Below are 26754 nucleotides of genomic sequence, written 5' to 3' on the forward strand. Positions count from 1 at the left end.
GCGCTATTTGACCGGTTGGAAAATCTCGCCTGTCTCGGGCAGTGCCCAGACGGTATCGTCAGGCACGATCTCCACCGCCGGCTCAAGCTCCAACCTCCCGGCGAGCAAGGCGAGGTCCTTCTCGACGGGAATGCCGTACAAATCGCGATGGCCATGCTGCAGCCGCAGCACCAGCCGCTCCCCATCGCGCAGCAGACGACTGACCTGCAGTGACTTGCGCGATCGCGCCCCCACTCGCCGCGCGAGGCGGATCGCGAGACCCCAATCGAGCGCTTCGTCAAGCGCTTCGGGAGGGACCAGCCGTTTCAGTTCACGCGGCAGTTCGAGCCGATTTCCGTTCCCCGCAATCGTCGCCGCCATCTGCGCACGGCCCGCGGCATCCAGAGCGAGCCAGCGTTTCTGAAGCGCCCAGTCGATCGCAAGTTCCATCCGCAAATTGGGTTCGATCTGCATCGAAGCCAGCGCGAGCATTGTAGCCGCAAGGCGCACCCGCTCGGTCCCCGCAGCACCGGTCGGCACCGCTTCGACCGTCCATCCGGCCACACGGGTTGCCAATTGCGGGGGGGCGCCGCGATGGCTGGCAAAATGCGCCATGCCCGCGAGCAGCGGGTCCTGTGCCTTCTGGTGCGGCTGCAACCTTCCGTAGAGTAGACCTTCGCGCAGGCCCCATGATGAGAAGACCACACGCGATGGCGCGAGCTGCCGAAGCAGCGCCTGCAACAGCACCGCAGCGTCGGGAAGCACCGCAGCGCGCGTAGCCGTGACGCGCGGATTGTTGCGCAGCTCTTCAGGATCGGCGCGCACCAAGTGGCGCGCGAACGCCAGCGCTTCGGCCGGTGCCAGGTCGAGCGCGTGCGGATCCGTGAGCGGGTATTTGCTCGCTTCCATGGCGTAGGTAGCCAGCGCGCGCCAGGTCCCGCCGACGAGATACAACGGCGTGCCGGTGGGCTTGCCCCACCCGCTCCGCTTGATCGCAGCGCCCAACCGCTTGCGCATTGCAGCCGGCTTTGAATCTTCGCCTTCACCGCGGTACTCGCCGAGCCGCAAAGTGCCGAGCGGCAGCGAAGTCGCGGTGTCGCTCATCTCGTCGGCAATCCGCACCAGTTCGAGGCTGCCCCCGCCGAGGTCGGCCACTACGCCGCTGGCCCCGGGAAAAGCGCCGATCACTCCGTCCGCGCTGACGCCTGCCTCCTCCTCACCCGAGAGCAGGCGTGGTTCGAAACCCGCCGCGCGCACCAGATCGAGGAATTCAGTTCCATTTTCCGCGTCACGCACCGCCGCAGTCGCCACCGTCTCGACATCGTCGACTTCCAGGTCTTCGAGCAGCAGCGCGAAGCGCCGGATGCCGCGCATGGCGAGCGCGATCGAATCCTCGGGCATCCGCCCCGTGGTGGCTATCTCGCGCCCGAGCTGAGCCACTACCTTTTCGTTGAGCAGCACCATCGGCGCACGCATCGTGCCGCCATAGACGACGAGGCGCACCGAGTTCGAGCCGATGTCGATGATCGCCCGTTCGGCTTCGCTGCCGGAAAAGCTCCCTGCCCGGTCTCCCCGCCTCCGGCGTGCCGTCATGCCGCGCGCCCCTTGCGCAGCGCGAGCTTGGGAATGGCATCGGGGTCAAGCGCTTCGCCGCGGCCCGACAGCGAAGGGTTGGTCATGAAGTAGTGGTGACAGTTGAACGGCCGGTCCTCCGCCACTATGCGCGCATAGCTGCCGTCCGGGGCGAGGAGCCAGCTCTGTTCAGTGTCGAGCATGTTGGCGAGCAACACCTGTTGCAGAACCTGGTCATGCACCGTGTGGTTGAGGATCGGGATCATCGCTTCGACACGGCGATCGAGATTGCGCTCCATAAGGTCGGCCGAGGAAATATAGACCTTCGCTTCGCCGCTGGGCATCGGATGGCCATTGGCGAAAGCATAGATCCGGCCGTGCTCGAGGAAGCGGCCGATGATCGACTTGACCCTGATGTTCTCGCTCAAACCTTCCACGCCGGGCCTGAGGCAGCAGATCCCACGGACCACCAGATCGATCTCGACCCCTGCCTCGCTCGCTTCGTAGAGCCGGTCGATCATGGCCTGGTCGGTGATCTGGTTGCACTTGATCCAGATCGCCGCAGGCCGACCGGCCCGGGCATGTGCGATTTCCCGTTCAATCGCGGCGCAAAGCTCGTCACGTAAGTTGAGCGGCGAAATCACCAGCGCCTCGGTGCTACGCGGTTCGACATAGCCGCTGACGAAATTGAACAGCTTGGCCGCATCCCGTCCGAATTCCGGAGCTGCAGTGAAAAAGCTCAGGTCGGTGTAGATGCGCGCAGTGACCGGGTGGTAATTGCCGGTGCCGAAGTGACAATAGGTGCGGAAGCCGTCTTCCTCCCGCCGCACCACCATCGCCACCTTGGCGTGCGTTTTCCAGTCGACGAAGCCATAGATCACCTGCACGCCGGCGCGCTCGAGCTTCGCCGCCCACATCAAATTTTGCTCTTCGTCGAAGCGTGCCTTGATCTCGACCACCGCTGTGACAGACTTGCCCTCTTCTGCAGCCGCGATCAGCGCGTTGATGATCGCAGACTGGTTGCCCGCGCGATAGAGCGTCTGCTTGATCGCCACGACATCGGGATCGCTCGCCGCCTGGCGCAGGAAGTCCACCACCACTTCGAAGCTTTCGTAGGGGTGATGGATCACGATGTCCTTCTCGCGGATCGCGGCGAAACAATCGCCATCGTGCTCGCGAATCCGCTCCGGATAGCGCGGCGTGTAGCTGAGGAACTTCAGGTCCGACCGGTCGGCGTCGACGATCTCGTTAAGGCAGTCGAGCCCGATGATCCCCTTGCTCTTGAGCACGAGCGCATCGCTCACCCCGGTCTGTTCGAGCAGCACCTGCTCGGCGACCGGGTCGAAATCGACCTCGATCTCAAGCTGGATCACACGCCCCCGGCGGCGACGCTGGATCGCGCTGCGGAAAGTCCGCACCAGATCCTCGGCTTCTTCCTCGATTTCGATGTCGCTGTCGCGCAGGATGCGAAACAGGCCATCGCCATGGATCGTGAAGCCGGGGAAGACATGGTCGGCAAATCGGCAGATCAGGCTGGTGATGCTGATGTAGATCGACGCTTCGCCGGGCACGCGTACGAAACGTGGCAAGGCCGAAGGGATCAGGATCATTTCGATCAGCTGTTGCCCGTCTGAATTGCGCGTGAGCGTGAACAGCAACCCCAAACCACGATTGGCGACGAAGGGAAAGGGATGTGCGGGGTCGAGCGCCTGCGGAGTGATGACCGGCAGGATCTCTTCGAGGAAATACTCGCGCAGCCATTCCAGCGCTTCAGGATCGACGCGTCGTTCGTCGGCGACATGGATGCCTGCTTCACCCAAAAGGGCATGAAGCTCCTCCCACACCTGCTGCTGACGCGCCGCCACGCTCGCCACGCGTTCGCGCACCGCAGCCAATTGCTGTGAAGGAGTGCGACCGTCGATGGCAGGCCGGTCGATCCCGCGCTGCACCTGGCCTGCAAGGCCCGCCACGCGGATCATCACGAATTCGTCAAGATTGCTGCCCGAAATCGCAAGAAAGCGCAGCCGCTCCAGCAGCGGATAGCTTGTGTTCGACGCTTCAGCGAGCACTCGCTCGTTGAAGGCAAGCCAGCTCAGCTCGCGGTTGAAATAAAGCTCGCTCGCTTCGCGTGGTGCCGTCTGCGGCAGTTCGATGATCGGGTGGCTGCTCATGATCGGTTCACCAGTGTAGCTTGTGCCCGCGCCAGAGTCGAAGCCGGTTTCGCCTGCGCGTTTGCTGGAATGCGTTCTATATCAGGGCGCTGCTGTCGGCGATCGCGGTGATCCCGCGCTTACCCTCCCCATCGCGGCCCAGCTGGACAATCACGTCGATCACCGATGCAGCATAGGCGATCGTGTCGCTGCGCGAGAGGCCGATCCCGGTCTGCATCACCATCAGCGAAAGCTGTTCCAGCGCGCCGCGCAAGCTGTTGGCGTGGATGGTCGAAAAGCTGCCGGGATGGCCGGTGTTGATCGCGCGCAGGAAACTGACGCTTTCTGCGCCCCGCAATTCGCCCAGCACGATCCGGTCCGGCCTCAGGCGAAGCGCTGCCTGCAGTAGCTCATTGGCGGAAACCTTCGCTTCGCCCAATTCGCCCTTCACTGCCACCAGGCCCACACCGTTCGCGCCGGGTAGCTTGAGCTCGGGTGTATCTTCGACGAGCACCACGCGCTCACTCCGCGGGATTTCCTGCAACATGGCATTGAGGAATGTCGTCTTGCCGGTGCTGGTGCCGCCCGAGATCAGGATCGTGCGGCGCTGCCGGATCGCTTCTCGCAGGTAAGCGATCGGCTCAACCTCGGGGCTCGGCATGGCAGGCGAGGCAGGTTTGGACAGCGGGCCCGCGTCATAGGCATCGAGCGGCAAATCGAGCCGCCGGTGGCGGCGGATCGCCATGGCCCAATGCTTGCGCGCCGCAGGCGGCCCGCAGAACTGCACGCGCGCACCATCGGGCAGAGTCGCCCCGAGCAAGGGATGCTCGCGGTTGATCCCCTGGTGGCTGACCCGCGCGACCTGCTCGGCCAGGCGCTGCACCAGCGCATCGTCGATTTCCGGCGTTTCGACCCGCTTCATGCCGGGATCGGCGGCATCCTCGATCCACACTTCGCCCGGCCGGTTGACCATGATCTCGGTGACCGTGTCCAGGTCGAGCCAGCGACGGAACGGCGCGAGATAGGCATCGAGATAGACGCTCCGCTCGCCTTGGCCGAGGCCATCGGAAGGCAAGGGATGGATTTCCGCACTCATGCGATGCGCGCTCAGCCGCTTACCTGTGAGAAGTCCAGATCGCGCGCGGTGAACACGCGGATCGGCTCACCCTGGCGCACGCGCACGGTTGGACCGACCTTGCCGTCCTGCTCTACCGCAGCAGCGGCAGCAGACTGCCCGCCGCCGAGCACCACAGAGGCACCGCCCGACGCGATGGTGGAAAGCCCGCCCACTACCGAGAGCAGCAGCGCCGAACCGAAGCGCTGGAAGAAGTTCGATTTCACCTCCCCCTTGAGCCCGGTTGTGCCGTCGAACCCGACTGCAGGCGAAGCGAGATTGACCGAAGCGCCATCGGGCCGGATCAAGCGCGTCCAGATCACATAGGCCCGTTTTTGCCCGCCCTGCAGGCCTGACTGGTACTGCCCGATCAGCCGCGACGAACGCGGCACCAGGATGCGCGTGCCGTCGAAGCTGCGCACATCTTCGCTCACCACCGCGCGCACGAAGCCGGGCACGTCGGTGTCGATCGCGGTTTCAAGCACGGCCGGGATCAGTGTGCCCTGTGTCACCGTGGTTGAGGGATTGCTCATCGCGCGCGCTTGCGCCGCGGCTCCGCCCACGCCACCGATGCGGCTGGCAAAATCGGATGCGGAATTGCCCGTGGCGCCGGGTGCCGCCACTTCCGCACCGGCGCCTGGTCCTGCGGGCGCCTCAAATTGCTGGCTCGACGCGCTGGCATCGAACACCATGGTCGGGCTGGAATAGGGGTTGATTGCGGGAGCAACCGAAACAACCGGCAAGCTTTCGTCAATCGGCTCCGGCACCGTGAAAGGCACTTCCTCAAGGCCCTCCGGCACAGGTTCGAGCACGACCGCCGAATCCGCCGGTGCCACTACCTCGACCGGAGTTGGGTCGGCTGCAAGCGGCGGCGAACGATCCTCAAGCCGCGCCGAATTCATCGCCCAGAAGGCGACGGCGCCAAGCCCCGCGACGATCGCGACGCCTGCTGCGAGGCCCAATGCGTCAGACTTGCCCGCCCGTTGCGCAACGGCGGGATAGGCGGTGCGGCTAGCGAGATCGATGATCTCCGCCGATTCCTGTTCGCGCGGATCGCCCCCGTCGGGGGTGTTGCCGTCGCGCTTTCCGGGAAGTCGCATTGCAAGGCGCATCAGTTTGCCTCCACCTTTTGTGTGCGGCCCTGCGCCAGGGCAGGATCGTCGCGGAGCGACCTGGCGGGGCGCTCTGGCCCGTTGTTGACCAGCACCGCCGATTCTTCGCCGGAACGCAGCACGATTTCGCGCGGCACGCCCTGCACCACGATCGTGTCGCCGCGGACGGTGAAATTGACCGGGCCTTCCGTCCCTTCCGAATCCTTGATCAGGATAGCCGGCACAGCGCGATCGGCTGGCCATGCAAGGAAGGTCGCGCGGCCATCGTCATAGGCGCGCTCGGGGTGCAGACCGGCATCGCCGCTCTTGCTCCAGGCGAAATTCAAAGCCGCCGGATCGACCACCGCATAAGGATCGGTCGCTGCCGCCATCTCTTCGGCATTGGCGGCTTCGCGGGCGGCCAGCGCAGCTTCCGCTTCGCTTGGCGCAGGCGGCGCCGGATAGGTGAAGCTGAGCACATAGACCGGGCGGCTGCGCGGGTTTGCGACGAGGTCGAACAGATAGGTGCGCTTGCTCGTCACAACGGTCATGTTCGTCACAGCGGTTGGCTCGAGCGGCTTCACGAACAGCAAATTGGCCCTCTTGTTCGGAGTGACCTGCCACGCCTGCGAATCGCCGATCGCGACGTTCTCGATCACTTCGTCCTCGCCGAACATGATCGTGGCCTGCACACGCGCCTTGCCATCGATCCGGACAACTTCGCCGGGATCGTAGAGGCGTTCGACAAGGCGCGGATCGTCGGCCAAGGCGGGACCGGCAGCGACGATAGAGAGCGCAAGCGCAAGCGCGGGCAAGGCGGCGCGGATCATGACGATGTCTCCATTGAGCGCGACAATGCGCGCGATTGCACCGGCCGGAAGCGGTTGCCGATCCCGCGCGTGCGAGACGGAGTGTTGGCGGCTCCTCCAGCGGGCGTGGCGGCGCTGGTTGCATAGACACGCGTCTCTCGCACGCGTGAGCTGGCACCGGCATCCCCCGGGTCATTGGCCGGAGCTGTCGAGCCGCCGGAAACGACGTCGACCCGGCGGGCCGAAGCGCCACCGGTGGCCGCATAGCGCGGATCGGCTTGGCGCAGGGTGTTCGAGTTCGCGCCATAAACGCCCGCACCGCCCGCCGCTTCACCGGCATCGGGTGCCTTGCCGAACACTTGCCAGCCGGCGACCATCGTTCCCGCCACCTTGAGCACCATCAGCATCAGCGCAACATGCACCGCGCCGACAAGGAAGAACGCCATCGCCGCGCGCGGATCGATCTGGCCCGGCGCCTGCACCAGTGCCGAAAGCACCGGCACCGCCAGCTCGAGCATGATCATGCCGCCCAGCACAGCGAAAAGGGGCGTCAGCGCCAGCATCACCAGCCCTTTAAGCCAGCCCGTGAACAGCCCGCGCGTCCCGTTGAAGAGCGCCATGACGACGAAAATCGGGCCAAGCGCGACCAGCAAAGCCAGCGCGATGCGCGAAGTGACCAAAACGCCAACCGTGCCCAGCAAGAGCATCACCGCACCAAGCCACATCAGCCCGGCAGGCGAGAATGCCTCGAAATTCTGTTGCCCCTGGCTCGCCTGCTCAACAGCGGCGAACACCACGTCGAGCTTCTCGGCAAAGACGCGCGTGGCCGAACCGTCGCTGCCGGTCAGGATCGTGGCGAGATAATCGGGCGTCTCGACAAAAAGAGGCCAGATGAAGCTGCGGAAAGCGACCCAACTGGTCGAAAATGCCAGCACCATGCCGACCAGGATCATGCGCGGCAGCAGTGCACGGATCGACAGGTTCGACCGGCCCAGCATGAGGCTGATCGCGAAGAACCCGACATAGAGCGTGAGCAGGATGACGAGCGCGGTCTCAAGCGTGCCACCGGGCGCGAACAGCTGGCCGAAGGCACTCGCGGTGCCGCCTGCAGCTACGCAATCGACCGCCTGCAATGCGGCGGCGATCCCGCCGCCCATCTGCTCAAGCGCGCTGTCGCAAGCGGGGTTCATTCGGCCGCCTGCCAGACAGGCAAGTCGCCCAGTGCATCGCTATCCGAATGGCCGGGCCAGACGCGGCCGGTAAGCGGCGGGAACCAGTCGGCCGGATCGTCACCCACTGCAGCCCGTAGCAGGTCCAATCGGCGAACCGAAGCCTCGCGGCCCGACAGGATGGTGAGCACTTCGGGCGCGCCCGACAGGTCGAGCCGTACCACGACGCTGGCATCCGGCTGGCGGACAAGGAAACAGCGGCTGTGTGCGGGCAGCGAGCGGATCAGTGCGAATTCATGCTCGGTCAGCCCGAAGCCATCGCAATAATCCTCTGGCCTCGCGCGCGAATTGGGCATGAAGATCATCGTCGCGGTCTGTTCGACCAGCGCTGCCGAAATGCGGCTTTCGAGTGCATCGCGCGCGCTTTGCGTGGCGAAACCGACCAGCGCGTTACGCTTGCGCAACGTCTTGAGCCAATCGCGAATGCGCGCCGCGAAGACTGCGTCGTCAAGCGCTTTCCAGCCCTCGTCGATCAGGATCATGGTCGGCTTGCCGTCGAGCCGCTCGTCGATCCGGTGGAACAGGTACATCATCACCGGCGTGCGCAGCCGCGGGTTCTCGAGCAGCGCGGTCATGTCAAAGCCGAGTACGCGGTTCTCAAGGTCGAGCTCGTCGCGCTCATTGTCGAACAGCCAGGCATGCTCGCCGGAGTTAATCCAGGCCGAAAGCCGGTCTGCCAGATCGCCGCGTTCGGGCCGCCGGGCCCCGGCCAGCAATTCCCTGAAATGGCGCAGCCGGCGCAGGCTCGCGTCATTCTCGTAAGCCGCGTCGACCGCCGCGGCTACCGTCGCCAGTTCCTCCGGGCCCTCTGCGTTGAGCAGCACACCCAGCCAGTCGCGCAGGAAGGCGCGGTTGGCCGCGCTGTCCGGCAAGGCTAGCGGATTGAAACCGGTTGGCTCGCCCGCGGTGATCCGGTCGTACCGCCCGCCGATCCCGCGAATGAACAGTTCGGCGCCGCGATCCTTGTCGAACAGGATCGTACGCGGATTGAACTTCTGCGCCTGCGCGGCGAGGAAATTCATCACAACGGTCTTGCCCGAGCCCGAGGGGCCGATGACCGAGAAATTGCCCAGGTCGCCGTGGTGGAAATTGAAGAAGAACGGCGTTGAACTGGTGGTCTGGAGCAGCGTGACCGCATCGCCCCAATGGTTGCCGCTCGCCCGCCCCAGTGCGAAGCCGTGCATCGAGCCGAAGCTGGCCATGTTGGCGCTGGAGATTAGCGCACGGCGCACGACATATTGTTCGTTGCCGGGGAATTGCGCCCAGAAGCCGGGTTCGAGATTGATGTCTTCGCGCACCGCGATCGCGCCTGTATCCGCCAGTGCGGCGGCACAGGCTGCAGTCGCTTCGTCGAGCCGCGCAAGGTCGCCTTCACGCACCAGCACGGTCAAATGGTGGTCGCCGAAGCCGACTGCGCCATTGCCCAGCGCATCGCGCGCAGCGAGCATATCGGCGCGCTCGGCAGCTGCTTCCTCATCTACCGAACGCAAGCGCCGCAAGGCGAGGTCGATCCGCTCGCGCGCCGTGGTCCGTTCGGCTGGAGCGTAGCTCTCGGTCACGATCATCTCAAAGGGCTGGCGCAGCAATCCGTCGAGCAGTCCGGGCGATGTCGCCTCGGGGTAGTCCTTGAGCCCCAGCAAGGCCGCGAATTCAGGGCGGCCCGAACCGCGCAGTTCCATCGCGTCGAGCCCGAAAGAGGCCCGGCGATAGGGCAGCATCTGGCCGATATCCGTCTCTTCGGACGGGCGGCGCACCGGGCGCATCTCGCCATTGTAGAGCGCCGACAGCAATTCGAGCATTTCCGAATTGGTGCCGCCGCCGGGAGCTTTGTAGTCGCCCAGCACTTGCGCCCCATAGGCCTGGAGCGAGGCAACAAAGCCCGTAACCGCCGCCTTGAGCGTGCGCACATCGCGCGGATCGGCCTCGACCTCGCTGCGGCCGGTGCGGCTGAAGAAACGCGATGCGCGCTCGGCAAGCCCTGCGCGCCCGCGCGCGGGACGCCGGATCAGCGTGACGAACTGGTCGTTGATGAACAGCGATCCGCCGGCCAGCCGCTCTTTCCAGCGCGCGTCGATATGTTGGCACAGCGGGTCGTCGAAATCGGCGTCCAGCTCGACTTCGACCCGCCGCCGGATGACATGGTGATAGAGCACGAAACGCGAATCGAGGGTTGAGCGCAGCACCACTTCGCGCGTCGCGGCATGGGCGTTGAGGCTATCCGTTGCCTCCGTCTCGAACAGCAGCCCGGGCACCTGGATCGATGTCATCACCGAACCGTCGCGCAGCAGCAGCGTGCTTTCGTCGAGCAGCCGGGCATAGGGCAGCCTGTCGCCCGCGCGGGCTTCCTTTTCACCCCAGGCCGCCATTCCGATCCATTCGCTCATCGTTCCGGGCTTCCTGCGTCAGGGCGTGTAGCTGTTGCAGCCCCAGCGCTTGTAATTCCTTACGCGCGGGCACTGCGAAACCTTGGTGATCCACAGGTCGAAGATGCGCGGTTCGCGCAAGCTGACCACATAGCCGATCACATGGGTGATGATGGGAACAGGTATGATCCAGAAGCTTTTCAGGATCAGGAAAGCGATCGTCGTCACCATCAGGTTGATGATGAAGAAATTCATCGTCACGCCCGCGAACATCTGCGGCCGAGTGAGTGCGCGGTGCACAGGATGGCGGACTAGATCAGGCATGGGCGCCCTATCCCGCCGCTGCCTGGATGCCGGCCACGATGGTCGTGGCTCCGAACAGGATGAACACGCCGACGATTACCGTCACGCCAAAGCGCCAGTTCATCCGGCCGGTGAGCATCATGAAGCCTATTGCGGCGACCGCCATGACAGCGACCGTGGTGGCCACCGTGCCCATCATCGTGCCTTGCAGCCATGCCAGAGCAGCGACGACCGGACCTGACCCTTGCGGATCCGCAGCCTGTTGGGCCAGCGCGGCGGTCGGGCTCAGCATGAGCATCGCCATGGCAAGCAGGCGGGTGAACGAAGGCATCTATCGGGCTTCCTTGTTGCTGTGGTTATTGAGGCGGCCCATGATCGCCGCGACATACTGGCGCGTCTCCGCGATACGGGGAACGCCTCCGGCGCGCTCGACCCGGCCTGGACCCGCGTTGTAGGCGGCCAAAGCCTTTTCGAGATCGCCATCGAACCGGTTAAGTTGTTCGCGCAGGTAGCGCGCCCCGCCTTCGAGATTTGAGAAGGGATCGGCAGGGTCAACGCCAAGGTCGCGTGCGGTCCCCGGCATCAGCTGGGCCAGCCCGCGAGCGCCCTTGGGCGAGACAGCGGAATGTTGCCAGCGGCTCTCCTGCCACACCAGCGCCTCGATCAGTGCGGGGCTGAGATCATAGCGCGCGGCCAGCTCTGCGACCTTTGCTGCATAAGCAGCGGGGACTCCGCGTGCAGTGGCCTCGCTGTGAGTGACCAGCTGCGGATCGCGCTGCGCGGGTTCAGGTCTCGGCGCGTCCGCGATCACGATGGCTGCGGCCGGCTTATCGGGGGCGGCGCTCGCCTCTGCTGGGCCGCCAGCCACCCAGCGCGCGCCGTCGGCGCCAAGCTCAAGCACATCGGCCTGCGCAGGCACCGAAGCAAGCGCCAGCGCTACCGCGCCGGGCCAGTATGGCGACTGCGAGAGAATCGGCATGCGAACCTTCATCACGCCCCCATGCTTAGCGCACATGACAATGCAGTGACAAAAACGCGAAGGCCGATTGATGAGAGTCGTGCACAGGCTGTCCACACCCCCCTTTTGTCAGCAGGGCGCGTACACGCGAGCGGCGCTGCCACCCGGTATCAGATCAGTGGCGGGAAGGGCCTTGCGATGAAAGCCAGCTGTTCAGAATCAGCGAGCGGCCATCCGTGCCATGTGCAGGTCGCCGCCGTCGAGCATGCGCAAGGCCTGCCGTGCCAACGCACGCGAATAGACCCAGTAGCCGGTTGCGGTTTCGAGCTCCATCTGGTCGGAGCTTGCAACCGCCCCTTCAAACAGTGACCGGGCGCGCGCCTCGTCGCCCTGCCGCGCTTAGGCTATGCCGAGGTTGATAAGCCGCACCGGATCATTCGCGGCGAGCGAGCGATTGGCTTCGATTTCAGCGATGGCACGCAGATTGTCTCCTGCCATCAGGGCTTCGTAGCCGACCCGCGACTCAGTGGCCGTAACTTCGATCTCCGCCGATTCGGCCGGGGCAATTGCGACCGCCTGGGCCCATATCATTGCAGTAACAAGTGATGCTGCAAGCATGCCTATTTCTCCCGTTTATGTTGGAAGAATGCGCCAGCACCCCACTACGCGCAATAAAAATGTAACATTGTCATAAATGCGCAATCAAATGGCATCATCTTATTGATTTATTTATGTAATATTGCGCACCTCTCGCCCATCCTTCGATCTGGGGTCGCGCCCCTCCAAAGTCACATTCGTCGCATTTCAGTCATAGTTTGTGGATTGTCGCAAACCCGCAAAGTTGGCCAAGAAACTGTCACGCAAGCTGCCTAGCGAACCCCTGCGCAACACCGCGCTTACCAATTCCTGATTCTCGGAATCTCTTGAGGGGACCGCTCGCTGTGAAAAATTTCCACCGCACGCTCATTCTCGGCTGCAGCCTGGTTGCCCTGGCGGGCTGTGGCGCAGACGAAATCGTCTCGCCCGGTACGGGCGGCAACGTCATCATCAACAACCCGTCGCCGACGCCCACTCCCACTCCGACTCCCGGGCAGACGGGTGCAGTCGCGGCAACCGATTGCCCCTTCATCTCGGACCCGCAGGGCCTCACCAACCGCGGGACCATTTCGGGGCCGACCGGCACCTATCGCCTGTGCCAGCTGCCCGCGCGGTTCAATCGATCCTCGCAGCTCCAGTTCACCCCGTCGAACGCCGCCGTGATTTATCTGATAGACGGGCAGGTTGACGTGGGCACTGACGGCGGCCCCGCCGCCGATTCTTCGGATGGCCTAAGCGACACCAACGTCGTTCTGACGATCGAACCGGGAGTGATCCTGGCCGGCCTCGACGCATCCTATCTCAACGTAAACCGCGGCAACGAGATCCAGGCCAACGGCACGGCCGCTCGCCCGATCATCTTCACCAGCACCCAGAACGTCCGTGGCGAAAACTCGGACACTTCGTCCGGCCAGTGGGGCGGCCTGATCCTCAACGGCCGAGCCCCGGTGACGGACTGCCTTTCGAACACGGCGGCCCCCGGCTCAGTCAATTGCGAACGCGAGGTCGAAGGCACGACCACACCTCCGCGCTACGGCGGCAATGACCCCACGGACAGCTCGGGCAGCATCAAATTCGTTCAGCTGCGCTATTCGGGTTCGGTTCTCGCCAATGGCGACGAATTGCAGTCGCTGACGACCGGCGGTGTTGGTTCGGGCACCACCTTCAACAACATCATGTCGTTCAACAGCTCGGACGACGGCGTCGAGTTCTTCGGTGGCCGAATCAACATCAAGGGTCTTGTGGTCGTTGGCGCCGAGGATGACTCGATCGATACCGACACCGGTGTGAAAGCATCGCTGCAATATGTCGTGGCAGTCCAGCGCGCAGGCGCTGGTGATACGATCATCGAAGCTGACTCGTCGAACACGCTCGAAGAGAGTACGCCGCGTCAGAACACGCTGATTTCCAACGCGACCTTCATCCAGCGTCGAAATGGCGACCAAGTCCTCCGCTTCCGCGGCAAGACGGACTATTCGCTGTTCAACACGATCGTCGTCGATGGCTCGTCCAATGGCACGGCTTGTGTGCGCGTCGACGGCATCGACGCCTTGACCCGGGCAGCCAATGCAGGCCTCGACGAGGCAGGTCCGGTCCGTTTCGAATCTGTCGGCCTTTCCTGTGCGACCCCGTTCCGTGACGGCAGCGGCACCACCGCAGCGCAAGTCCAGACGCAGTTCAATGCTGGTTCGAACAACAATTCGAACCTCGTGAGCACGCTGACGATGACCTACATCAACGGTGCGAACGAGAATGGCATTCCGTTCTTCGATGTGAGCGGCCTTACCAATCCCGCCGGCGTTGCGAACTTCTTCGAGAACGCAGGCTTTGTGGGCGCCGCCCGATCGGGCGACACGCGCTTCCAGGGATGGACCTGCGACTCGTCGACGATCACATTCGGCAGCAACAGCGGGGCCTGCACCTCGCTGCCTGTCTACACTTCCTGATTGGAGAAAGGGGGAGGTGGCCATGCATCCGCGTGGCCGCCTCCCCTTTAACGCATGCAGGGCCGGCGCCCTGAATTCGGAATTCAACAGACCTAACTGAAAGGGTCTCAAAGAATGAAAACTGGCAAGCAGTTGGCGGGGCTGCTCCTGCTCACAACCGCACTGACATTTCCGGTGCAGGCCTATGCCCAGGACCAATCACCGCCCGTGCCGAGCGAGCAGGAACCTGCAGGTGACCAATCGGCCCAGCCACCCGTCGAGGACGAGGTCGCAGAGCCGGACATCTCTGTGCCCGGAGGCGGGATCATCGTGACCGGGCGGCGCTTCCGCGATGTGACGCGCAGTTCGACCCAGGTTGTCTCGGTACTTTCCAGCGAGGAAATCGCGCGGACCGGTGAAGGCGACATTGCCGGCGCGCTTGGCCGCGTTACCGGCCTTTCGGTCGTCGGCAACGGCTTCGTTTTCGTGCGCGGCCTTGGCGATCGCTATTCCCTTGCGCTGCTCAACGGCTTGCCCCTGCCTTCGCCGGAGCCGCTGAGCAGAGTGGTTCCACTCGATATCTTCCCCACCAATGTCATCGCCTCCTCGCTGGTGCAGAAGACATACTCCGCCAACTTCCCCGGCGAATTCGGCGGCGGCGTCATCAACCTGACCACGCGTGCCGTTCCTGACGAAGGCTTCGTGAAGATCAGCCTGGGGATGAGCGGCGATACCGAAACCACCTTCAGCAACGGCCTCGACTATTACGGGTCGGACTATGACTGGTCGGGCTTCGACGATGGTACGCGCGACGTCCCGCCCACCCTTCAGGCGTTCTTCGACAGCGGGTTGCGGATCAACGATCCCGAAGTCGACCAGCAGGCCATCGTCAAGCAGTTGGGCAATCCCAACCTCATCCTGCTTCAGGAAGTCGGCAGCACGCGTCCGAATTTCTCGGGCGGGATAACTGCAGGGACCGCGTTTGACATCGGTTCAGACGGACGGCTCGGCATCATCGGGACCGCATCGCTCAGCAACAAGCTGCGGACCAAGGTCGTCACTTCACAGAACCCCCTGAATGCCGATCTCGAACTTGACCGCGATTCCCGCAATTTCGTGACCGACAATCGAATGCTTGCAAACGCCATGCTCGGCTTCGGGCTTGAACTGGGCGAGCACAAGCTGCGCTGGACCAACCTCTTCATCCGCGACACGATCAAGCAATCGGGGCTGGGCTTCAGCGAATTGCTGCTCGATGGCGACAGCACGATCGCTCAGAATACGGGGTGGTATGAAAGGCAATTGTTCGACACCCAGATGGTTGCCGAGCTCAAGTTTGCTGACCTTTCGGTAGACCTGCGGGGCGGCTACGCACAGACGCAGCGCCAGGCCCCGTTCGAATATGAGTTCGTCTATGTCCGGACCAACCAGGAGAATGAGGATACGGGCGACATCTACATCAACGTGCTCGACCGCCAACGCGGGAGCGCATCGGTTGCCTTCTCCGACCTGACCGAGGATCTGTATTACGGCGGCATCGATCTCAGCTATCCGCTGGCTGAATGGCTGAGCGCGACCGTCGGCTATGCCTATACGGACACCAGCCGCCTGTCGGAACGGCGCCAGTTCCTCATCGACGGGGGCTCGCTTGAGCCGGCCGTTGGTGCACTCCGCCCCGATCTCTTGCTGGGTGACGCAATCATCGACTTCTATGGCATCGGGCTGAGCGAACCGACCCAGACGGACCCGGCGTTCCAGGCCGATCTCGAGATTCAGGCGGCCTATGCCAAGGTCAATCTTTCGCCGATCGTCGGCGTCAGCCTCGATATCGGCGTCCGCTATGAAGATGCGAGCCAGTCCGTCGCGACAGTCCAGCGGTTCGACAATCCCTTCGTTTCGCTGGCCACGACGCAGATCGACAATGATTACTTCCTGCCGGGCGCCACGCTCACCTGGGAAGTCACGGACTCGCTGCAGATCCGGGCAAGCGCTTCGAAAACTATCGCGCGACCCCAGTTCCGCGAGCTGATTTTCCAGCCCTATACCGACCCCGAAAACCAGCGTCAGTACATCGGCAATCCAGCCTTGCAGGACTCGGAACTGTTCAATGCGGAAGCGCGCGCCGAATATTACTTCGGACGCGGCAATCGCGTTTCGCTGACCGGCTTCTACAAGGAAATCGACAACCCGATCGAACCCTATGTTTCGATCGGCGCTGATACCAGCTTCACCACCCGCTTTGCGAATGCGCCAAAGGCCCAACTGTTTGGTGCCGAAGCAGACTTTCAGTGGACCAAGCCGCTGTTTGACTGGGGTGCCACCGGCTGGCTCGAAACCAAGCAGCTTATCTTCGTCGCCAACTACACCTACACTCAGTCCGAGCTCAAGGTGACCGCTGGCGACACCACGCGGATCTTTACTGCGGGCGTTGGCCCCATCGAAACCGATGCCGCATTGTTCTTCAACGACGGCGACCCGCTGACGGGCCAGTCGGATCACCTGGTCAACCTGCAGTTGGGGATCGAAGACCAGGACAAGCTGCAGCAGTTCACCTTCCTGCTGAACTATGCGAGCAAGCGGGTCACAAGGCGCGGCACCGCGGGCCTGCCCGACATCGTAGAAGATCCCGGCCTGACTCTGGACTTCGTCGCACGTCAGGAAGTCAAACTGTTCAAGCAACCGCTCGAGCTGAAGTTCGAAGCGCGCAACATCTTTGGCAGAGGCAATTTCGAGTACCTCAAGAACGACGCCAACCGCATCGAGATCAACAGCTACGATTTGGGTACCAGCTTTTCGTTCGGGATTTCGGCTGAATTCTGACCTGTCCTCCCCGGGTCGGATAGCGAAGGCCGCTCCGCGATGCGGGGCGGCCTTTTCCTATGTACACTCGAAAGGCAGTCAGAGCCGGGCCGGTGCTCTCAATAGCTGTCGAAGACGTATCCGAGCGCCCGTACAGTGCGGATCGGGTCGCCGCCGCCTGCCGCTTTGATCGCGCGGCGCAAACGCCCGATCCAGACATCGACCGTGCGTTCGTCAATCTCGGGCTCGCGCTTGCCCAGGCCTTCGATCAGGTCGCGTCGGCTCATGACCCGGTCGGGGTTCTCGGCAAGGAAACGCAGCAGGCGAAACTCGTTGGGGCTAAGCTCAATCGGATGCCCCGCCCAACGCGCCTGATAGGCAATCGTATCGATCACCAGCGGACCGACTTCGATCGTCGGCAAGCGCCGCAGCTCGGTCACCGGAGCGGCCGAAGCGAGGCGCTGCGACTGGAGCGCAAGAACACGGTCGAGCACGCCGATCCGATCGAGCGGGCCGACCATGTAGTCGTCTGCCCCTGCCCGCAGCGCCCGGCGCCGGTCCTCGACGTCATCCGCTTCCAGCACGATGGTGATATGCGCTTCGGCAGTCCGCGGATCGGCACGCAGGCGGCGGCACATCTCGAGCCCGGCCATATCGTCGGTTACCCAGTCGATGAAGGCCCAGACTTGCCCTTCGATCAGGCGGCGCGGCCCCTCAGGCCCGATCCGGTCAAATGTGAAGCACAGTTCGTCATGGACGAAATCGTCAAGCGTTTCGCCCAGCTCATCTGTAAGGAAGATATTGATGACGCCCACAATCATCCACCTGTTGCTGCAGGTGGAATGACTCAGCCGTGTGACGGGTTCGTGACTTGGGCACACCCGATCGCGCGGTTTTTTGCAGTCTCAGTTTTTTCCCTGCTTCAGAGCAGGCTGACCTGGTCCATCGTAGGCAATGCCAGGCCCATGTCAGTGGGCCATTTGGGCCGGTAGGGCGCTTCGAGCGCGGCAATCTCGTCAGCCGTCAGCTCGATCTCGAGCGCGGACACAGCTGCGTCGATATGGTGCTGCTTCGTCGCGCCGATGATCGGTGCCGTCACGGCAGGCTTGGTGAAGTGCCAGGCGAGAGCGACGCTGGCTCGCGTGGCTCCGCGCGCCTCGGCGATCTTGCCGACGGCATCGATCACCGCGCGATCGGCGGCCTCGCCTTCCTTGTAGAGCGCCTTGCCGACTCCGTCGGTCTTGCTGCGGACCGTCTCTTCCTCGGCAGCGCGCGCCAGCCGCCCACGTGCGAGCGGGCTCCATGGGATCACTCCCACGCCTTCGTCCTCGCACAAGGGCAGCATTTCGCGCTCTTCCTCGCGGTAGATAAGGTTGAGCTGGTTCTGCATCGACACGAAGCGCGTCCAGCCATTGGCGCGGGCGGTCGCCTGCGCCTTGGCGAATTGCCAGGCATACATGGACGACGCGCCGATATAGCGCGCCTTGCCCGCCTTCACGATGTCGTGCAGCGCTTCCATCACTTCTTCGACCGGCACCTCGTGGTCCCACCGGTGGATCTGGAACAGGTCGACATAATCCATGCCGAGCCGCCGCAGGCTGTCGTCGATGGCATGCATCAGGCTTTTGCGCGACAGCCCGCCGGCATTGGGCGCGCTGCGCCAAGGGAAATAAGCCTTGGTGGCGACCACGATCTCGTCGCGCCGGGCCATCTCGTTCAGCAGCTTTCCGGTGATTTCCTCCGACGTTCCACCAGCATAGATATTGGCAGTATCGAAGAAATTGATGCCGGATTCGAGCGCCTTGCGGAAGAATGGACGGCTCTGCTCTTCGTCGAGCAGCCAGTCGCCATGCCAGCCCTTGGTGGTATCGCCATAGCTCATGCAGCCAAGGCACAGCCGCGAGACCATCAGGCCCGATTTGCCGAGACGGGTGAATTTCATCGCATCGCTCCCTTCGTCACAAGGACAGCCCGCCGTCCACGATCAGCGTCTGCCCCGTCACGTAGCTCGCGAGCGGCGAAGCGAGGTAAAGCGCTGCGCCCGCCATGTCGTCAGGCGACCCCATCCGGCCCAAGGGGACCCGCGCGATCACCCCCTCGCGGCGCTTTTCGCTCTCGGTCGTGACCTTGGTCATCTTGGTCGGGACAAAGCCGGGGGCAATCCCGTTGACCCTGATTCCCTCGGCGGCCCAGGCCTGCGCCAGCGAGCCGACCAGGCTGACCGCAGCGGCCTTGCTCGCGCCATAGGCAGGATTGCCAATCATCGCATGGAAGGCCCCGGTCGAGCTGACGATGATGATCGAGCCATGCCGTTCGGTGAGGCCCGGATGGAAGGCCCGCGCGCAGTCCATCACCGAATGGAGATTGACCTCGATCACCGCGTCCCAGCCTTCGCGCTCGAACTCCTTGCGGCCATATCGAACCGCGCCCTGGCACAGCACCAGCACGTCGATGGCGCCCAGCTCTGCCGCCAGTCCGTCGGCAGCATTGCGATCGGTCACGTCGAGCTGATGATAGGCGAGGCCGGTGAAGTCGCTATCCTCGGACTCGAGATAGTCGCCTTCGTCATGCCTTGTGCCAGTCACATGCACTTCGGCGCCGCGCTCGCGGAAGCCATGCGCTATGCCATTGCCGATCCCGCTCGACCCGCCCACGATGAGCGCGCGCTTGCCGGTGAAATCGAGCGGATCGGGCTGTAGGGACATAGGGCAAACTCTCCGTTAGATCGAGCGGCTGATCACTTCCTTCATGATCTCATTGGTGCCGCCGAAGATGCGCGTGACGCGCGCATCGCGCCATAGCCGGGCGATGGCATATTCGTTCATATAGCCTGCGCCGCCATGCAGCTGCAGCGCCGTATCGCAGGCTTCCCACTGCAAGTCGGTGTGCCACAGCTTGGCTGCGCTCGCTTCATCGGTGGTGAGCTCGCCAGCGAGGTGCTTGCGGATCGCCCAATCGAGATGCGCCCAGCCGACCTGGATCTTGGCCTTGAGATCGGCCAGCGTGAATTTTGTGTTCTGGAATTCGAACACGGTCTTGCCGAAGGCCTTGCGGTCCTTGGTGAACTTAACCGCTTCGTCAAAGGCGCGCTGCGCCGCCGCCTGCGCGCCCACGGCGATGCCGAGCCGTTCCTGCGGCAGCTCTTCCATCAGATGGATGAAGCCGCGGCCTTCGCCGCCAAGGATATTGGTCTTGGGCACGCGGCAGTCGTTGAAGAACAGTTCGGACGTGTCGGCCGAATGCTGGCCGATCTTGTCGAGGTTGCGGCCGCGCTCGAAGCCCGGCGTGTCCGCGTCGACCAGCACCAGCGTGGTGCCCTTGGCACCCTGGCTCGGATCGGTCTTGGCGACCACGATCACGCAGTCGGCGTTCTGGCCATTGGTGATGTAGGTTTTGGAACCGTTGACGACCAGGTGGTTGCCGTCTTCGACCGCAGTCGTGCGGATGCCCTGCAAGTCGCTGCCCGCGCCCGGCTCGGTCATGGCGATCGCAGTGATGATGTCGCCCGAAACCATCCCCGGCAGGTACTTCTGGCGCTGTTCCTCGGTGCCGAGCCGTTCGAAATAATTGGCGGTAATGTCGTTCTGCAGCGTGAAGCCGGCTGAGGAGCCGAGATAGGACAGCTCTTCGCACAGCACGCAGTTGAAGCCGAAATCGAGCCCCAGCCCGCCATTCTCAGGCTTTACCGTCGGGCACAGCAGCCCCGCCTCGCCCATCGCTTTCCATGTCTCGCGCGGGACGATGCCATTCGCCTCATGCTCGTCGAGATAGGGAGTAAGGTGCTGGGCGAATACTTTGCGAACCGTGTCGCGGAACGCTTCGTGGTCTTCGTTATAGGCGGTGCGATAGCTGGTATCGAGCATGGTTTGCAGCTTTCCTTGGCTCAGTTGGGGGTCGCGATTCCATGTCTGGCGCACGGTTTCGAATCAGTGCCATGCCAGCACAGCCGGAACAATGGACTTGGCGAATGTGACAGCCGTGCGCCAGCTTGGCGCGCGCGGCCATCGGAGGTATCCTGTTCATCCACGCCAGGGTCGCAAGCACTGGGGGACGTATGATAGACACTCGATACCGGCGCGCTGGTGGGTTGGAAGGTCAATGATCTTGGCCCGCGCATGGTGCTCCGCCTGCAGACGATGCACCGGACAGAAGAGAGCGACAAGGAACTGCGCGAGCGTGCCGTTCTGCTCGATCGCAACCAGGCTGTGCTGCTGGCCAACTATCTCTATGAAATAACCGGCCAGTCGCGTCCAAAGCGGCGCAGGCTGCTCCAAATGCTGTTCGGAAACTGAGCCCGGCACCGCATAGGCTGGCGTTTCAATCCGCCAATATATCGCGCAGGCTTCCGTCATAGGCCCAGCTCTTGTTGGCGTTGATCAGGTGAAGGCGCCAATGCTTCGCCGCCGCCTCTCCATCGCCCGCTTCGATCAGGTCGAGCAGCTTGCGCAGGCTCTTGAGTGCAGTGGTGCTTTCGGCCACCCTTCCCTCGGCATCGCGCCGGATCAGCCGCAATTTCACTTCATCCATGAGTTCGTGCAGCATCTGGATCATGAAATGCAGCGTGCGGTTGCCGCCCTGCTCGACCAGATGCTCGTGAAATTCGGTCAGCGCCGCAATGAAACCGCGAGTGTCACCCGCCCGGTCGAGCGTTTCGAGCCGATCGACTTCGATGCGCAGCGGCTTGACCGCTACCTTGCCTCCGCGGCGAGAAAGACCTCGGACTGCGAAGAGCTCGATCGCCAGGCGCGCTTCGAAAATGTCCGGGACGGTCACCTCATTGGCTTGAAGGACGAAGCTGGCATAGCGCGAAACGCCGCTAACTTGCGGCTGGCTCACCCGCGCGCCGCTGCGCGACCCGCGCGAGACCGAGATCAGCCTTTCGGCTTCGAGAATCCGGAAGGCCTCGCGCAATGTGGGGCGCGAGATTCCGAACTGCTCCATCAGCTGGCCTTCGGGCGGCAGCGAAGCTCCCTCCGCCAGTTCTCCCGAGATGATGCGTTTGCGAATGCGGTCGGCAACCAGTTCGGCGGTCTTGGGCACACGCAAGGCTTCCGACTGGCCGAGATCGGGCATGGCCGCTCGCGTGCCTGCACCCCGCCCCGTATCATCCGCCCGTGCCATGATGCCTATGTCGTCCCCGCGCCGCGACTGTCCTTGTCTTACCTAGTTAGCGATCTAAGCAGGGCTTGTCATCTGGGCGAGGTGGGAGCCAAAATGTTCCCACACGTGAACCTTCACCGCGCGCCGCATAGATCGGGTAGGGTTTCAGGAAGACTGTCGTGCGGGTGTTTCCTCCCGGTAAGACGCTCTTCGCCTCCTGATAGAGCGCATAGGAACGGGAGCTTTCATCGGGAAACATTGGAAACGCCTGCCTTTACCTAGGCTACAATCGAGTGGCCTCTTCAAGTTTGAACCACCCTTTCCGACAAAGCCCGAATTCAATCGAACAAAGCAGATAGGTCATCAAACCCCTGCTGGTTGCGTCGGGCGGTGATGACAAGCTTGCCGTCTTCGATGCTGAAAGGCCCATCCGGACCGGGATCGATGAATTGCGCATCACCAAAGTCCCCCGCCCAGGGTGTGTGTGCGATCCAGCGCTTGCCGTTGAGCAACCAGTTCCCAACGCTGAGGTCATCGAACTCGTCGGACCAGAAAAGCCTGTAGTCGCACAGGTCGAATTAATCACCTTGCTCGGATTGTAGTTGTGCGGGCGAAGCGACCATGAAGCCGATCGCTGCTGCAGCCAATATTGCGGTATTGTGCATCATGTAACCGACGCCTTCCTTTGCCGGCGCCCTATTCTCGGATTTTGGCAATGCTCCTGGTCGCATAGCCCGGCCATACCAAGCGCCGGATGTCTGATCGAAGCAACTCGTTCTTGGCTTTCGGATTTCGCTTGGCAAAGGCATTGACAATCAACACCTTGATCCGGCCCCTAATCGCCGATTGGCCCGACGGCTGTGGCATCTTGAAGACATCGGAGAGGCCCTGTGTCTTTATGTACTTCGCCGGAGAAGAAGCGGCATCAACCGCCTGCACAGAAACATTCATCTAAGGCTCTCCAAAACGGCCGCAGAGCAAGGATTTTCGGGATAGCTACGACCGGGCAACCAATGCAATTTGCCATTAGGGGTACTTCCAAGGATCGCGCAGCGCTTGGATTACATCGGATCGAAAGAGGTCATGGATGTGGGCAACTGCAGTCTGTGCGATGGCACCATTCGCGCCGCTGCGAGAGAGGAGGCGGTCGAGTTGCGGCTCGAGGATCGCGACGCACGGCCAATCTCACCCTTGAAAGGCGCAGACCAGCCAAATGAAGCACACTGATAAGGCGAATCCGATACACCCGAATATGGCACCTCAAAGAAACCGCTCTGCACGGCTGGCGTACTGCGCCGTAACGCCTTATCGCGGTCCCCGTTCTACACCAGCCGCAAACGCCGCCGGATGCGCGAAGGGAGGAAACTGGATGAGCCAGGCACCAGCGGATGCACGGCAGCGAGCTTCGTCGGGATCGCCCTTTGAGGATCTGTTCGGCTTTTCGCGGGCAGTGCGCGAAGGCAATCGCATCCTCGTTGCCGGCACCGGGCCGATCGAAGCGGACGGCACGACCACGCCCGGCGGCGCGAGCGAGCAGGCTGCGCGCTGCTGCGAATTGATCGTCCGCGCGATCGAGTAGCTCGGCGGCAGCGCCAAAGACGTCGTTCGCGCCCGCATGTTCCTCACCGACATCGACCAGCAGGACGCGATCGGCGCAGTCCATGCGCGCTATTTCGGAGTGGCTCGGCCAGCCGCCACCATGGTCGGCGTCGCGGCGCTTTGCAGGCCGGAATGGATTGTGGAAATCGAAGCCGAAGCCGTTATTAGGACCACATGACCAACCAATTCGAGCTATCCGAAGACCAGCTCGCCATCCAGGAGATGGCCCAGCGGTTTACTGCGGACAACATCACCCCCTTCGCTGCCGAGTGGGACGAGAAGCACCACTTCCCGCGCGACGTCATCAAACAGAGCGCCGAGCTCGGCTTTGGCGCGATCTACGTGTCCGAGGAATCGGGCGGGATTGGGCTTGGCCGTCTCGAAGCTGCGCTGATCATGGAAGCGATGGCCTATGGCTGCCCGGCGACGAGCGCTTTCGTCTCGATCCACAACATGGCCGCCTGGATGATCGACACATTTGGCGGCGCGGAGGTGAAGGCGAAGTACCTGCCCGACCTCGTCACCATGGAAAAGATCGCGAGCTATTGCCTGACCGAACCCGGCTCGGGCTCTGACGCGGCGGCGCTCAAAACCACGGCGCGCCTCGACGGCGACCACTATGTGCTCAACGGGACGAAGCAGTTCATCTCGGGCGGCGGGGTGAACGACGTCTATGTCACCATGGTGCGCACCGGAGATCACAAGTCGAAGGGCATCACCTGCCTCGTGATCGACAAGGATACTCCCGGCGTGTCCTTCGGCGCGCCCGAGAAGAAGCTGGGCTGGAACGCCAGCCCCACCGCTCAGGTTATCTTCGAGGATGCGCGTGTGCCCGTGGCCAACCGCGTCGGCGCCGAAGGCGAAGGTTTCCGCTTCGCCATGGCGGGGCTCGACGGCGGGCGGATCAACATCGGCGCCTGTTCGCTCGGCGGGGCGCAACGCTGCCTCGATGAAGCGATCAAATACACCAAGGAACGCCAGCAGTTCGGAACGCCGATCGCCGAGTTCCAGAACACCCAGTTCATGCTGGCAGACATGGCGACCGAGCTCGAGGCGGCGCGCGCGCTGCTCTATATGGCCGCGTGCAAGGTCACTGCAAACGCGCCCGACAAGTCTCGCTTCTCCGCCATGGCCAAGCGGCTGGCGAGCGACAGCGGATCGAATGTCGCCAACAATGCGCTGCAGCTGTTCGGCGGCTACGGCTATCTCAGGGATTACCCGATTGAGCGCTTCTGGCGCGATTTGCGCGTGCATTCGATCCTCGAAGGCACCAACCAGGTTATGCGCATGATTGTGGGAAGGGACTTGCTGCGGCAATGACGATCGATTCGGCAACCGAGCAGATGATTATCCGCCGCGACGGTGCGGCGGGTTTTCTCACGCTTAACCGGCCCAAGGCGCTCCATGCCCTGACCCAGCCGATGGATCACGCCATGACCGAGGCGCTGCTGGCGTGGAAGGACGATCCGGCAGTCGAGGCTGTGATCATCGACCATTCGGAAGGCCGCGGTTTCTGCGCCGGGGGTGACATTGCTTTCCTGCGCAATTCGGCGCTCAACGATGGCGGTGTGTCCGGCCGGCGGTTCTTCTACGAGGAATACCAGCTCAACCATCTGCTGATGACCTATCCCAAGCCGGTGATCGCCTTCATGGACGGGATCACGATGGGCGGCGGGGTGGGCATCAGCCAGCCCGCCAAGTTCCGTGTTGCGACCGAGAACACCCGTTTCGCCATGCCCGAGACGGGGATCGGCCTTTTCCCCGATGTCGGCGGCGGCTGGCATCTATCGCGCCTGCAGGGGCGGCTTGGGCAGTTCCTCGCGCTCACAGGGGCCCGGCTCGATGGCGCCGAATGCCTCTGGGCGGGACTGGCCACCCACTATCTGCCGCATGAGGCGCTGGCCGAGGCGAAGGAACGCATTGTACATGGGCATGAGCCGGGTGGCGTGCTTTCGGCGCTTTCGGTGCATTCGCCCGAAGCGCGGATCGAAGGCAATGCTGCGGCGATCCGCAAGCATTTCGCTTCCGACAGCTATGAGGACATCCTTGACAGCCTCGAGACCGACAGCAGCGAATGGGCCGCGAAGGAACTCGCTACGCTGTCGACCAAGAGCCCGCAGACCTGCAAGGTTGCGCTGCGCCAGCTGGCTGAAAGCGCCAGGCTCACCGATTTCGCCGACAACATGCGGATGGAATACCGGATCGCCAGCCGCGTGCTGACCCGGCCCGACTTTGCCGAGGGCGTGCGCGCAGTGATCATCGACAAGACCAATGACCCCAAGTGGGACCCGGTGACCCCGGAGGAGGTGAGTGACGAGCTGATCGACAGCATTTTCGCTCCGCTGCCCGCCGATGAGGAATGGAAACCGCTATGAGCTTTGAAACCATCACCGTCGAAACCGATGCGCAGGGCACCAAGGGCGTGACGCTGATCACGCTCAACCGGCCGCAGGCGCTAAACGCATTGAACTCGCAGGTGCTCGCCGAACTGATCGAAGCCTTCGCGGCCTACCAGGCTGACGGCAGCCAGCTGTGCGCCGTGCTGACCGGATCGGGCGACAAGGCCTTCGCAGCAGGCGCCGACATCAAGGAAATGTCCGACAAGCCCGCTGCGGATTTCTACCTGGATGATTTCTTTGCGCCCTGGACCAGCGAGATCGTGAAGAAGACCCGCAAGCCGTGGATCGCTGCGGTCAACGGCTTCGCGCTGGGCGGTGGATGCGAGCTCGCCATGATGGCGGACTTCATCATCGCGTCGGAGAAAGCGAAGTTCGGCCAGCCCGAGATCAAGTTGGGCGTCGCGCCGGGCATGGGCGGTTCGCAGCGGCTGACCCGCGCGATCGGCAAGTCCAAGTCGATGGAAATGTGCCTGACAGGCCGGATGATGGGCGCCGAAGAGGCCGAGCGCGCCAATCTCGTCGCGCGCGTCGTGCCGCATGAGGAACTGGTCGCGGAGGCTCTCAAGACCGCCGCGACGATTGCTTCGATGCCGCCGATGGCCGCGATCGCGAACAAGGAAATGGTCAACGAAGCTTTCGAAACCAGCCTTGACCAGGGGCTGATCGTCGAGCGCCGCATCTTCCAGATCCTCACCGCTAGCGAAGACAAACAGGAAGGCATGGCCGCCTTCATCGAGAAGCGCGAAGGAAACTGGAAAGGACGCTGA

General features: G+C 63.1%; 26 protein-coding genes and 1 pseudogene. 9 read left to right on the plus strand and 18 right to left on the minus strand.

The window, feature by feature from the left end:
- Positions 1-3: 3 nt before the first annotated feature.
- From VRS74_RS04295 to VRS74_RS04345, 11 genes are all read right to left on the minus strand, one after another.
- Positions 4-1572 carry a Ppx/GppA phosphatase family protein gene (locus VRS74_RS04295; RefSeq protein ID WP_354144005.1) on the minus strand — a complete coding sequence of 523 codons (1569 nt, stop codon included), beginning with the start codon at positions 1570-1572 and terminating at the stop codon, positions 4-6.
- Positions 1569-3722 carry an RNA degradosome polyphosphate kinase gene (locus tag VRS74_RS04300; protein WP_354144006.1) on the minus strand — a complete coding sequence of 718 codons (2154 nt, stop codon included), beginning with the start codon at positions 3720-3722 and terminating at the stop codon, positions 1569-1571. Before VRS74_RS04300 ends, VRS74_RS04295 begins: the two co-directional genes overlap by 4 nt.
- 76 nt (positions 3723-3798) lie before the next feature.
- Entirely contained in the window at positions 3799-4797 is a 999-nt protein-coding gene (gene virB11 / locus VRS74_RS04305) for a P-type DNA transfer ATPase VirB11 (protein ID WP_354144007.1), read from the minus strand.
- 11 nt (positions 4798-4808) lie between these two features.
- Positions 4809-5927, minus strand: coding sequence for a TrbI/VirB10 family protein (locus VRS74_RS04310; protein WP_354144008.1), 1119 nt, complete (start codon positions 5925-5927; stop codon positions 4809-4811).
- Positions 5927-6736: a TrbG/VirB9 family P-type conjugative transfer protein gene (locus VRS74_RS04315; RefSeq protein ID WP_354144009.1), complete on the minus strand. Its 810-nt coding sequence runs from the start codon at positions 6734-6736 to the stop codon at positions 5927-5929. Before VRS74_RS04315 ends, VRS74_RS04310 begins: the two co-directional genes overlap by 1 nt.
- Positions 6733-7905 carry a TrbL/VirB6 family protein gene (locus VRS74_RS04320; protein ID WP_354144010.1) on the minus strand — a complete coding sequence of 391 codons (1173 nt, stop codon included), beginning with the start codon at positions 7903-7905 and terminating at the stop codon, positions 6733-6735. Before VRS74_RS04320 ends, VRS74_RS04315 begins: the two co-directional genes overlap by 4 nt.
- Entirely contained in the window at positions 7902-10328 is a 2427-nt protein-coding gene (locus VRS74_RS04325) for a VirB4 family type IV secretion/conjugal transfer ATPase (protein ID WP_354144011.1), read from the minus strand. Before VRS74_RS04325 ends, VRS74_RS04320 begins: the two co-directional genes overlap by 4 nt.
- An 18-nt stretch (positions 10329-10346) precedes the next feature.
- Positions 10347-10631 carry a VirB3 family type IV secretion system protein gene (locus VRS74_RS04330; RefSeq protein WP_354144012.1) on the minus strand — a complete coding sequence of 95 codons (285 nt, stop codon included), beginning with the start codon at positions 10629-10631 and terminating at the stop codon, positions 10347-10349.
- 7 nt (positions 10632-10638) lie between these two features.
- Positions 10639-10941 (minus strand): TrbC/VirB2 family type IV secretion system protein, encoded by a 303-nt coding sequence (locus VRS74_RS04335; RefSeq protein ID WP_354144013.1) that lies wholly within the window; start codon positions 10939-10941, stop codon positions 10639-10641.
- On the minus strand, positions 10942-11589 hold the full coding sequence (locus VRS74_RS04340; RefSeq protein WP_354144014.1) for a lytic transglycosylase domain-containing protein: 648 nt from the start codon (positions 11587-11589) through the stop codon (positions 10942-10944).
- 378 nt (positions 11590-11967) lie between these two features.
- The gene (locus tag VRS74_RS04345) at positions 11968-12186 is read right to left on the minus strand and encodes a hypothetical protein (protein ID WP_354144015.1); all 219 of its coding nucleotides are present in this window, start codon (positions 12184-12186) and stop codon (positions 11968-11970) included.
- A 323-nt stretch (positions 12187-12509) separates the two neighbouring features.
- Between VRS74_RS04345 and VRS74_RS04350 the strand changes: the two genes are divergently transcribed.
- Both VRS74_RS04350 and VRS74_RS04355 read left to right on the plus strand, forming a co-directional pair.
- Entirely contained in the window at positions 12510-14111 is a 1602-nt protein-coding gene (locus VRS74_RS04350) for a beta-helix domain-containing protein (protein ID WP_354144016.1), read from the plus strand.
- A 114-nt stretch (positions 14112-14225) separates the two neighbouring features.
- The gene (locus VRS74_RS04355; RefSeq protein ID WP_354144017.1) at positions 14226-16910 is read left to right on the plus strand and encodes a TonB-dependent receptor domain-containing protein; all 2685 of its coding nucleotides are present in this window, start codon (positions 14226-14228) and stop codon (positions 16908-16910) included.
- A 98-nt stretch (positions 16911-17008) separates the two neighbouring features.
- Here the strand turns inward: VRS74_RS04355 and VRS74_RS04360 are convergent, their stop codons facing one another.
- The 4 genes from VRS74_RS04360 to VRS74_RS04375 all read right to left on the minus strand — a co-directional run bounded on the left by VRS74_RS04360 (position 17009) and on the right by VRS74_RS04375 (position 20752).
- Entirely contained in the window at positions 17009-17704 is a 696-nt protein-coding gene (locus VRS74_RS04360; protein WP_354144018.1) for a response regulator transcription factor, read from the minus strand.
- A gap of 107 nt (positions 17705-17811) precedes the next feature.
- Entirely contained in the window at positions 17812-18831 is a 1020-nt protein-coding gene (locus VRS74_RS04365) for an aldo/keto reductase (protein WP_354144019.1), read from the minus strand.
- 16 nt (positions 18832-18847) lie between these two features.
- Positions 18848-19594, minus strand: coding sequence for an SDR family NAD(P)-dependent oxidoreductase (locus tag VRS74_RS04370; RefSeq protein WP_354144020.1), 747 nt, complete (start codon positions 19592-19594; stop codon positions 18848-18850).
- A 15-nt stretch (positions 19595-19609) separates the two neighbouring features.
- Positions 19610-20752 carry an acyl-CoA dehydrogenase family protein gene (locus VRS74_RS04375; RefSeq protein ID WP_354144021.1) on the minus strand — a complete coding sequence of 381 codons (1143 nt, stop codon included), beginning with the start codon at positions 20750-20752 and terminating at the stop codon, positions 19610-19612.
- Positions 20753-20971: 219 nt separating this feature from the next.
- Between VRS74_RS04375 and VRS74_RS04380 the strand changes: the two genes are divergently transcribed.
- A complete protein-coding gene (locus VRS74_RS04380; RefSeq protein WP_354144022.1) occupies positions 20972-21181 on the plus strand; it encodes a hypothetical protein in 210 nt (69 codons plus the stop codon).
- Positions 21182-21206: 25 nt separating this feature from the next.
- On the opposite strand, the gene VRS74_RS04385 is transcribed toward VRS74_RS04380, so the two are convergent.
- The 3 genes from VRS74_RS04385 to VRS74_RS04395 form a co-directional block, all read right to left on the minus strand.
- Complete coding sequence (locus tag VRS74_RS04385; protein ID WP_354144023.1) at positions 21207-22010, minus strand: FadR/GntR family transcriptional regulator; 804 nt, start codon at positions 22008-22010, stop codon at positions 21207-21209.
- 317 nt (positions 22011-22327) lie between these two features.
- Positions 22328-22501 carry a hypothetical protein gene (locus tag VRS74_RS04390; RefSeq protein WP_354144024.1) on the minus strand — a complete coding sequence of 58 codons (174 nt, stop codon included), beginning with the start codon at positions 22499-22501 and terminating at the stop codon, positions 22328-22330.
- Positions 22502-22685: 184 nt separating this feature from the next.
- On the minus strand, positions 22686-22940 hold the full coding sequence (locus tag VRS74_RS04395) for a hypothetical protein (RefSeq protein ID WP_354144025.1): 255 nt from the start codon (positions 22938-22940) through the stop codon (positions 22686-22688).
- Between the two features lie 105 nt (positions 22941-23045).
- On the opposite strand from VRS74_RS04395, the gene VRS74_RS04400 reads away from it, so the two are divergent.
- The 6 genes and pseudogenes from VRS74_RS04400 to VRS74_RS04425 all read left to right on the plus strand — a co-directional run bounded on the left by VRS74_RS04400 (position 23046) and on the right by VRS74_RS04425 (position 26754).
- Positions 23046-23216, plus strand: coding sequence for a hypothetical protein (locus VRS74_RS04400; protein WP_354144026.1), 171 nt, complete (start codon positions 23046-23048; stop codon positions 23214-23216).
- Positions 23217-23358: 142 nt separating this feature from the next.
- A complete protein-coding gene (locus VRS74_RS04405) occupies positions 23359-23568 on the plus strand; it encodes a RidA family protein (RefSeq protein ID WP_354144027.1) in 210 nt (69 codons plus the stop codon).
- Positions 23569-23583: 15 nt separating this feature from the next.
- Positions 23584-23766 (plus strand): annotated as a pseudogene (locus VRS74_RS04410) (Rid family hydrolase); the annotation flags it as partial.
- The gene (locus VRS74_RS04415; protein ID WP_354144028.1) at positions 23763-24908 is read left to right on the plus strand and encodes an acyl-CoA dehydrogenase family protein; all 1146 of its coding nucleotides are present in this window, start codon (positions 23763-23765) and stop codon (positions 24906-24908) included. The pseudogene VRS74_RS04410 and the gene VRS74_RS04415, both read left to right, overlap by 4 nt.
- On the plus strand, positions 24905-25963 hold the full coding sequence (locus tag VRS74_RS04420) for an enoyl-CoA hydratase/isomerase family protein (RefSeq protein ID WP_354144029.1): 1059 nt from the start codon (positions 24905-24907) through the stop codon (positions 25961-25963). Before VRS74_RS04415 ends, VRS74_RS04420 begins: the two co-directional genes overlap by 4 nt.
- Positions 25960-26754 carry an enoyl-CoA hydratase-related protein gene (locus VRS74_RS04425; protein ID WP_354144030.1) on the plus strand — a complete coding sequence of 265 codons (795 nt, stop codon included), beginning with the start codon at positions 25960-25962 and terminating at the stop codon, positions 26752-26754. Before VRS74_RS04420 ends, VRS74_RS04425 begins: the two co-directional genes overlap by 4 nt.

Source organism: Altererythrobacter litoralis (assembly GCF_036324225.1).
In the GTDB taxonomy this organism is placed as follows: domain Bacteria; phylum Pseudomonadota; class Alphaproteobacteria; order Sphingomonadales; family Sphingomonadaceae; genus Erythrobacter; species Erythrobacter litoralis_A.

Bases quoted from the DNA above. Each gene is read 5' to 3' on its own strand.
- VRS74_RS04320 (WP_354144010.1), bottom strand. From the start codon at position 7,905: ATGAACCCCGCTTGCGACAGCGCGCTTGAGCAGATGGGCGGCGGGATC.
- VRS74_RS04295 (WP_354144005.1), bottom strand. From the start codon at position 1,572: ATGACGGCACGCCGGAGGCGGGGAGACCGGGCAGGGAGCTTTTCCGGC.
- VRS74_RS04315 (WP_354144009.1), bottom strand. From the start codon at position 6,736: ATGATCCGCGCCGCCTTGCCCGCGCTTGCGCTTGCGCTCTCTATCGTC.
- VRS74_RS04420 (WP_354144029.1), top strand. From the start codon at position 24,905: ATGACGATCGATTCGGCAACCGAGCAGATGATTATCCGCCGCGACGGT.
- VRS74_RS04310 (WP_354144008.1), bottom strand. From the start codon at position 5,927: ATGCGCCTTGCAATGCGACTTCCCGGAAAGCGCGACGGCAACACCCCC.
- VRS74_RS04330 (WP_354144012.1), bottom strand. From the start codon at position 10,631: ATGCCTGATCTAGTCCGCCATCCTGTGCACCGCGCACTCACTCGGCCG.
- VRS74_RS04340 (WP_354144014.1), bottom strand. From the start codon at position 11,589: ATGCCGATTCTCTCGCAGTCGCCATACTGGCCCGGCGCGGTAGCGCTG.
- VRS74_RS04355 (WP_354144017.1), top strand. From the start codon at position 14,226: ATGAAAACTGGCAAGCAGTTGGCGGGGCTGCTCCTGCTCACAACCGCA.
- VRS74_RS04405 (WP_354144027.1), top strand. From the start codon at position 23,359: ATGAGCCAGGCACCAGCGGATGCACGGCAGCGAGCTTCGTCGGGATCG.
- VRS74_RS04345 (WP_354144015.1), bottom strand. From the start codon at position 12,186: ATGCTTGCAGCATCACTTGTTACTGCAATGATATGGGCCCAGGCGGTC.
- VRS74_RS04335 (WP_354144013.1), bottom strand. From the start codon at position 10,941: ATGCCTTCGTTCACCCGCCTGCTTGCCATGGCGATGCTCATGCTGAGC.
- virB11 (WP_354144007.1), bottom strand. From the start codon at position 4,797: ATGAGTGCGGAAATCCATCCCTTGCCTTCCGATGGCCTCGGCCAAGGC.
- VRS74_RS04375 (WP_354144021.1), bottom strand. From the start codon at position 20,752: ATGCTCGATACCAGCTATCGCACCGCCTATAACGAAGACCACGAAGCG.
- VRS74_RS04425 (WP_354144030.1), top strand. From the start codon at position 25,960: ATGAGCTTTGAAACCATCACCGTCGAAACCGATGCGCAGGGCACCAAG.
- VRS74_RS04325 (WP_354144011.1), bottom strand. From the start codon at position 10,328: ATGAGCGAATGGATCGGAATGGCGGCCTGGGGTGAAAAGGAAGCCCGC.
- VRS74_RS04415 (WP_354144028.1), top strand. From the start codon at position 23,763: ATGACCAACCAATTCGAGCTATCCGAAGACCAGCTCGCCATCCAGGAG.
- VRS74_RS04365 (WP_354144019.1), bottom strand. From the start codon at position 18,831: ATGAAATTCACCCGTCTCGGCAAATCGGGCCTGATGGTCTCGCGGCTG.
- VRS74_RS04370 (WP_354144020.1), bottom strand. From the start codon at position 19,594: ATGTCCCTACAGCCCGATCCGCTCGATTTCACCGGCAAGCGCGCGCTC.
- VRS74_RS04395 (WP_354144025.1), bottom strand. From the start codon at position 22,940: ATGAATGTTTCTGTGCAGGCGGTTGATGCCGCTTCTTCTCCGGCGAAG.
- VRS74_RS04385 (WP_354144023.1), bottom strand. From the start codon at position 22,010: ATGGCACGGGCGGATGATACGGGGCGGGGTGCAGGCACGCGAGCGGCC.
- VRS74_RS04300 (WP_354144006.1), bottom strand. From the start codon at position 3,722: ATGAGCAGCCACCCGATCATCGAACTGCCGCAGACGGCACCACGCGAA.